The organism is Streptomyces sp. JK94, from assembly GCF_053613315.1.
On record NZ_JBSICH010000081.1, the window covers coordinates 1 to 4,706 of the forward strand.

The 4,706-nt window shown below is 75.4% G+C and carries 1 protein-coding gene; it reads left to right on the top strand.

From position 1 onward, the window contains the following. Positions 1-48: 48 nt before the first annotated feature. The coding region (locus ACVV2G_RS33235; RefSeq protein WP_453846486.1) for an SDR family NAD(P)-dependent oxidoreductase at positions 49-4,706 on the top strand (4,658 nt) is incomplete at its 3' end.

Below are 4,706 nucleotides of genomic sequence, written 5' to 3' on the forward strand. Positions count from 1 at the left end.
CGTCGTGTGCCCGTCGACTACGCCTCCCATTCCGCGCAGGTGGATTCCGTGGCCGACCGGATTCTCGCCGATCTCGGGCCGGTCCGTGCGGGCCGTGCCCGGGTGCCGTTCTTCTCGACGGTCACGGGGGAGTGGCTCGGTGAGGGGGTTCCGGACGCGGCGTACTGGGTGCGCAACCTGCGCGACCGGGTGCGGTTCGCCGAAGCCGTGGGCGCGCTGGCGGCCGAGGGGTTCGACGCGTTCGTCGAGTGCAGCGCCCACCCCGTCCTGACCGCCGCCGTGCGGGAGACCGCCGAGGCGGCCGGTCACGAGGCCGTGGTGACCGGGACGCTGCGACGCGACGACGGCGGCACCCGGCGGCTGTTCACCTCGTTCGGCGAGGCGTTCGCGCACGGTGTGCCGGTGGAGTGGAGCCGGGCGTTCAGCACCGCCGGCGCCCGCCGCGTCGACCTGCCCACCTACGCCTTCCAGCGTGAACGCTACTGGTGGGACCCCGAGGCCCTCCGTGAGCCCGCCGCACCCGCGGGGACCGCCGACGACACCGGCTTCTGGGAGGCCGTGGAGAGCACCGACGCCGGAACGCTCGCCGATCTCCTCGAAGTCGACGGCGACGCCCTGGACGACGTGCTGCCGGCCCTGCGGACCTGGCACCGGCACCGTACGGCCACGGCCGCCGTCGACTCCTGGCGCTACCACGTGCGCTGGGACCCCGCCTCCCTGCCCGACAGCCCTGTCCTGACCGGCACCTGGGTGCTCGCCGTACCCGACGGCTCCACCGCCGCCGCCGAGTACGCCGACGTGGTCGCCACCGCCGTACGCCGGCAGGGCGGCGACATCGCCCCCCTCACCGTGACCGCCGGCATGGGCCGGGCGGACCTCACCGGGCTGCTGCCCGAGGGCCCCGTCGCCGGCGTGCTGTCCCTGCTGTCCCTGGCCGACGGCCCCGCCCCCACCGGCGACGGTGTCCCGCGGACCGGCCTCGCCACCACCATCGCCCTGTTCCAGGCGCTCGGCGACGCCGGCACCGACGGCCCCCTGTGGTGCCTGACCCACGACGCGGTCACCGCTACCGGCCAGGACGCGCGGACCGCCCGGGACGGCGCCCCGGCCCAGCACCTGGTGTGGGGTCTCGGCCGGATCGCGGCCCTGGAACACCCCGGGCGGTTCGGCGGCCTGATCGACCTGCCGGCCCGGCCCGACGCCCGCACCGGCCGTCTCCTCGCGGCGGTCCTGACCGGCGACACCGGCGAGGACCAGGTCGCCCTGCGCCCCTCCGGCGCCCTCGTCCGCCGCCTCGCCCACGCCCCCGGCACCGGATCGCGCCCGGCCTGGCGACCGCGCGGCACCGTCCTGGTGACCGGCGGCACCGGAGGGCTCGGCGCCCGGGTCGCCCGCCACCTGGCCCGGTCCGGCGCCGAACACCTCCTGCTGGTCAGCCGCCGGGGCCCCGACGCGCCCGGCGCCGACGGACTCCGCACCGAACTGGAGACCGCCGGCGCCCGCGTCAGCCTGACCGCCTGCGACGTGAGTGACCGCGCCGCGCTCGCCGGGCTGCTGGCCTCGGTGCCCCGAGACCTCCCGTTGACGGCCGTGGTGCACACCGCCGCCGTACTCGACGACGCCGTCATCGAACGCCTCACCCCCGGCCAGATCGACCGCGTCCTGCGGGTCAAGGCGGACGGCGCCCGCCACCTGCACGAGCTGACCCTGGGCACGGACCTGGACGCCTTCGTCCTGTTCTCGTCCCTGGCGGGCACGCTGGGCGCCTCCGGGCAGGGCAACTACGCCCCCGGCAACGCCTACCTGGACGGCCTCGCCGAACAGCGCCGGGCCCTCGGACTGCCGGCCACCTCCATCGCCTGGAGCATCTGGGACGAGCGGGGCATGGCCGCCGAGGGAGACATCGAGGCGACGGCCGGCCGCCACGGCCTGCCCGTGATGGACCCCGACCGCGCCGCCGCCGCGATGACCGTGGCGGCGGGCGCGCCCGAGCCGGCCGTCATGGTCGCGGACGTGGAATGGGACAGGTTCCACGTCGCCTTCACCGCCACCCGGCCCAGCCCGTTCCTCGGTGAACTGCCCGAGATACGCCGGCTCACCGCGACGGCGGCACCGGCCGGACCGGCGCGGGCCACCACCGCGCACGGCCCGGACGGTCTCGCCGCCCGTCTCGGCGCGCTGGGCGACCGCGCCGAACAGGAGGCCGCCCTGCTCGGTCTCGTCCGCGAACAGGCCGCCCTGGTCCTCGGCCACTCGGGCCCCGACGCCGTCGACCCCGCCACGGCCTACCGCGACCTCGGGTTCGACTCCGTCACCGCCGTCGAACTGCGCAACCGGCTGGGCAGCGTCACCGGACTGCGCCTGGCCTCCACCATCGTCTTCGACCACCCCAACGCCCGCGCCCTCGCCGCCCACTTGCGGGAGGAACTGCTGGCCCATGCGGAGACCGGTACCGATGCGGATGCGGATGCCGCGCCGGACGCGGGCACCCCGGCTGCCGGCCCCGCCCGCTCGGTCGGCGGCAACGACCGGTCCGGCACCGACGACGACCGGATCGCCGTCGTCGGCATGAGCTGCCGCTTCCCCGGCGACGTCCGCTCTCCCGAGGATCTGTGGCGCCTGCTCCGGGAGGGCGGCGACGCCATCACCCCCTTCCCCGACGACCGCGGCTGGGACCTCGACACGCTCGCCGGCACCGGCACCTCGCGCGCCCTGGAAGGCGGCTTCCTGCACGACGCGGGCGACTTCGACGCCGGGTTCTTCGGGATCTCGCCGCGCGAGGCGCTGGCCATGGACCCGCAGCAGCGGCTGCTCCTTGAGACCACCTGGGAGGCGCTGGAGCAGGCGGGCATCGACCCGACGACCCTGCACGGCACCCGCGCGGCCGTCTTCACGGGCACCAACGGCGGTGACTACCTCGCCGTCAGCCCCGACGTCCCCGAGGAGACCGCCGGATACGCCGCCACCGGCAACATCGGCAGCGTGCTCTCCGGGCGCGTCGCCTACACCCTCGGCGCGGAGGGCCCCGCCGTCACCGTCGACACCGCCTGCTCCGCCTCCCTGGTCGCCCTGCACCTGGCCGTCCGTTCGCTGCGCCAGGGCGAGTGCGACCTCGCCCTCGCCGGCGGCGTCACGGTCATGTCCACCCCGGGCATCTTCACCGAGTTCACCCGGCAGGGCGGCCTCGCCCCCGACGGGCGCAGCAAGCCCTTCGGCTCCGGCGCGGACGGCGCGGGCTTCGCCGAGGGCGTCGGCGTCCTGGTCGTGGAACGGCTCTCGGACGCGCGGCGCAACGGTCACCAGGTGCTCGCCGTCGTACGCGGCAGTGCGGTCAACCAGGACGGCGCCTCCAACGGCCTCTCCGCACCCAGCGGACCTGCGCAGCAGCGGGTCATCCGGGCGGCGCTGGCCGACGCGGGGCTGGACACCTCCGACGTCGACGTGGTCGAGGCGCACGGCACGGGGACGAAGCTCGGCGACCCGATCGAGGCCGGGGCGCTGCTGGCGACCTACGGCCGGGGGCGGGACCCGGAACGGCCGCTGTGGCTGGGCTCGGTGAAGTCCAACCTCGGGCACACGCAGGCGGCGGCGGGCGTCGCGGGCGTCATCAAGACCGTCCTCGCCCTGCGCCACCGCGAGCTGCCCCGGACACTGCACGCCGAGGAGCGTTCCCCGCACATCGACTGGTCGGCCGGCACGGTGGAACTGCTCACCCGCTCGCGCGACTGGCCGGACACCGGACGGCCGCGCCGCGCCGGCGTCTCCTCGTTCGGAGTGAGCGGTACGAACGCCCACGTCATCCTGGAACAGGGCCCGGACGCGGCGGAGGCCCAACAAGGACCGGACGAGGACGCCCACGACCCCGGTACGGCCGCACCCTGGGTCCTGTCGGCGGCGTCCGACGCGGCACTGCGTGAGCAGGCACGGAGGCTGCTGCCCTTGACGGGGAGCGGCACACCGGCCGAAGACATCGGCCACGCCCTGGCCACCACCCGCGCCGTCCTCGGGCACCGGGCGGTCGTCCTCGGCACGGATGGCACGGATGGCACGGTCGGCAGGGATGGCACCGGTCCGGAGCGTGCACTGGCCCACCTGGCGGAGGGACACCCGACACCCGGCGTCGTCCACGGCGCGGCCACCACGGCCGACGACCGCGTCGTCATGGTCTTCCCCGGTCAGGGGTCGCAGTGGGTGGGTATGGCGGTGGAGCTGCTCGGTGAGGAGCCGGTGTTCGCGGGGCGGATGGCGGAGTGTGCCGCTGCTCTGGAGCCGTATCTGGATGTTCCGCTTCTCGACGCGCTGGGTGAGGGTGCGTTGTTGGAGCGGGTGGAGGTGGTGCAGCCGGCGTTGTGGGCGGTGATGGTGTCGTTGGCGGCGGTGTGGGAGTCGTTCGGTGTGCGGCCGGCTGCCGTTGTGGGTCATTCGCAGGGGGAGATCGCGGCTGCTGTGGTGGCGGGTGCGTTGAGTGTGGCGGACGGGGCGCGGGTGGTGGCGCTGCGCAGCAGGGCGATCGCTGCCGAGTTGGCCGGTCATGGCGGCATGGTGGCCGTACAGCGTCCTGTGGCCGAGGTGGAGGGGCTCGTCGCCGGTTATGGGGGGCGGGTGACGGTCGCGGCCGTCAACGGTCCTGCGTCGACGGTGGTGTCCGGTGGCAGGGAGGCGCTCGACGCGCTGATGGCGGAGTGTGAGGCCGGGGGAGTGCGGGC